The 2201-nt window shown below is 74.1% G+C and carries 2 protein-coding genes and 1 pseudogene; 1 reads left to right on the top strand and 2 read right to left on the bottom strand.

Annotated elements, in window-relative coordinates:
• Positions 1-348: pseudogene (locus ACWEVO_RS35375) on the top strand (PQQ-binding-like beta-propeller repeat protein); the annotation flags it as partial.
• Between the two features lie 68 nt (positions 349-416).
• Here ACWEVO_RS35375 and hisC read toward each other — a convergent pair.
• The gene (gene hisC / locus ACWEVO_RS35370; RefSeq protein WP_452311759.1) at positions 417-1514 is read right to left on the bottom strand and encodes a histidinol-phosphate transaminase; all 1098 of its coding nucleotides are present in this window, start codon (positions 1512-1514) and stop codon (positions 417-419) included.
• Positions 1511-2201: RDD family protein (locus ACWEVO_RS35365; RefSeq protein WP_452311758.1), on the bottom strand; the 691-nt coding region annotated here is incomplete at its 5' end. The genes ACWEVO_RS35365 and hisC, both read right to left, overlap by 4 nt.

The following is a 2201-nucleotide window of genomic DNA, read 5'->3' as shown; positions in this document are numbered from 1 at the left end:
ACCGGGATCTTGGCGTCCTTGGCCTCCTTGAGCACGGTGTCCCACCCGGACTCGACCACCGGCGAGAAGGCGATCACGTCGACCTTCTGCTGGATCGCGGTCGAACCGGGCCGGATCCACCTGCTGACCGAGCAGAAGGACCTGGTCACCCTCGACCCGGCGACCGGCGCGCAACGGTCCCGCTTCGTGCTGAACATCGGCCGCGACGGGACCGGCTGGCAGCTCGGCCGGGCGTACGCGGCGGGCGGCTACGTCGCCGTGGAGCGCGCCCGCGAGCGGGCCGTCCCGGACGACGACGACCAGGCGTACTTCCTGATGGCCGAGCCGGTGCTGCTCGCCGCGACCTGACGGCCGCACGTGTTGACAAGGGCCCCCTGTACAACGCCAGGCGTTAACAGGGGGCCCTTCCTTACACCTCAGGCGAGCGCGGCCTCGGCGGCGGCCAGGAAGGCGTCGTTCTCGGCCGGCGTGCCGATGGTGACCCGGACCCCGTCGCCGGGGAACGGCCGGACGATCACCCCGCGCGCCTCGCACGCCCGGCCGAAGTCCACGGCCCGGTCGCCGAGCGGCAGCCAGACGAAGTTGGCCTGGCTGGACGGCACGTCCGGGACGAACTTGCGCAGCGCCTCGGTGACCCGGTCCCGCTCGGCGACGACCAGCGCGCATCGGCGCTCCACCTCGTCGGCCTGGGCGAGCGCGGCGAGCGCACCGGCCTGGGCGGCCATGCTGGTGGAGAAGGGCGTGACGACCTTGCGCACGGCGGCCGCCACGGCCGGCTCGGCGACCAGCCAACCGATCCGCAGGCCGGCCAGCCCCCACGCCTTGGAGAGGGTGCGCAGCACCGCCACGTTCGGGCGGTCCAGGTAGCTGAGGCCGTCCGGCACCTCCGGGTCGGTGACGAACTCCCGGTACGCCTCGTCGATCACCACGAGCACGTCGTCCGGCACCGCGTCGAGGAAGCGGTCCAGCTCCGCCTTGCGGACGGCGGTGCCGGTCGGGTTGTTCGGGTTGCAGACCAGGATCATCCGGGTCCGGTCGGTCACCGCCGCCGCCATCGAGGTCAGGTCGTGCCCGTGGCCGGCGTCGTTCGGCACCCGCACGCTGGTCGCGCCGCTGGTCGCCGCGATGATCGGGTACGCCTCGAACGACCGCCACGAGTAGAGCAGCTCGTCGCCGGGCAGGCAGGTGGCCCGGACCAGGTGCTCGGCCAGCGCCACCGACCCGCAGCCGGTGGCGATCCGGTCGGCGTCGACGCCGTACCGCTCGGCGAGGGCCTGACGCAGCGCCACCACGCCCATGTCCGGGTAGCGGTGCGAACCGGCGACCGCCTCGGCGACCGCCTCCACCACGCCCGGCAGCGGGCCGTAGGGCACCTCGTTGCTGGCCAGCTTGATCGCCTCGGGCAGGCCCAGCTCGCGGGCCAGGTCGGCCGGGCTGCGTCCGGGCACGTAGTTGGGCAGCGCGTCCAGGTCGGCGCGGGTGAGCCGTACCGGTGGCTGCTGGCGTTCGGTCATGGGGTGTCTCCCGGGGGGTTGGCGCGGTCGCGCGGGGTGGTACGGGTGTCGGGCCTGATGCGGGGAAGCTGGACCACCACGGTCTGCGCGCGCTTGTCGTGCAGCGCCTGGCGCAGCGGCTGGTCGAAGAGCAGGGAGACCGCGTCGACGAGCTGGAGCAGCAGGCCCAGCCCGCAGCAGTACCAGAGCATGGTGGGCAGACCGAGGGTGGTCCAGCGCCGGGTGGCCCGGCCGAAGCCGAGCGGCTGGTCGGCCTCGACCGGCACCGCCCGGACGCCCACGAGCCGCTTGCCGAAGGTCTGCCCGCGGGCCGCCATCGAGGGCACCTCGTACGCGAACCAGAGCGCGGTGGCGATCAGCAGGATGACGATCTGGAGGCCGCCGGCCTGGTCGCCGGGCTGGGGCAGCCCCTCGGTCGAGCTGTTGCCGGCCAGCGCCCGGCGGAACGACTCCCGCAGGTAGGGCGAGACCTCCTCGACGTACCGCCAGACGAACCAGCCGTTCACCGCGACGTTGAGCAGGAACACCACGCCCAGGTCGATCAGGCGGGCGACCAGCCGGGCGCCGTACGAGGCGAGCGGCAGTCCGTGCGGCTGCGGCAGCGGTGGACGCCCCGGCCAGGCCGGGTACGGCCCGCCCGGCTGCCCGGCACCCGCCGGCTGGCCCGGCCACTGCCCCGGCCCGGTG

The sequence above is a fragment of the Micromonospora sp. NPDC003776 genome (assembly GCF_053605645.1).
Note: the sequence above shows the minus strand (reverse complement) of the source record. Positions and strands in the feature narration are given on the sequence as shown.